Origin of the sequence: Pseudoroseomonas cervicalis ATCC 49957 (assembly GCF_000164635.1) — a bacterium.
GTDB lineage: Bacteria > Pseudomonadota > Alphaproteobacteria > Acetobacterales > Acetobacteraceae > Pseudoroseomonas > Pseudoroseomonas cervicalis.
In genome coordinates, this window is the sequence record NZ_GG771227.1 from 1 (window position 1) to 592 (window position 592).

At 76.5% G+C, this 592-nt stretch carries 1 protein-coding gene; it reads right to left on the reverse strand.

Annotated features, from left to right (window positions below; genetic code table 11):
- Window positions 1–394: 394 nt before the first annotated feature.
- Window positions 395–592, reverse strand: a 198-nt coding sequence (locus HMPREF0731_RS22705; RefSeq protein WP_040614572.1) for a flagellar biosynthesis regulator FlaF, incomplete at its 5' end; no start/stop codon positions are given.

A 592-nucleotide genomic window follows, 5' to 3' on the forward strand; every position in this document is an offset into this window, starting at 1 on the left:
CACCTGGCGGAAGGCCGCGGCCTCCAGGGCGCGCGCACCGGCGGGGCCCTCGGCGGGCAGGTCGGCAGGCAGGGCCAGGGCGGAGGAGTGGGGCACGCAGGGCATCCTTGCAGGACCGGCGGACCGGCCCGGGTTGACGGGGGGCACCACCCGGCGGGTGGTGCCCTGGCTTGCCGGCCCTCCACACGGGGTGGCGCGGCCGGCCGGCTTTTTTCAGGGCGGTGCTTCTGCGGGATCCGGCCGGGGTCTTGGGCCGCGGCGGCGCCGGCGGGGCGGCCGCCCGGTCGGGGCGGGGCCATGCTGCGGCGCGGGCTCACCATGCCGTGTAATTCTCTAACGTCCGATTAAAGCCACGCGGTTTTTTGTGATTTTTTCGCTCCGGGACGGCGCCGAATCAGGGCCGGGCCGCCAGCCCGGCCAGCACCTGGCCGTTCAGCAGCAGCAGCAGGTCGAGATCCGGGCGCGGCACCGCCAGCTCGCGCAGCACGGTGGCGGCCAGCCGGCCGAGTCCCTGGCGCAGGGGCTCGGGCAGCGGGCTGTCGGGGCGGGCCAGGGCCAGCAGCACCCCCTGCCACAGGCGGCGCGCCAGGCG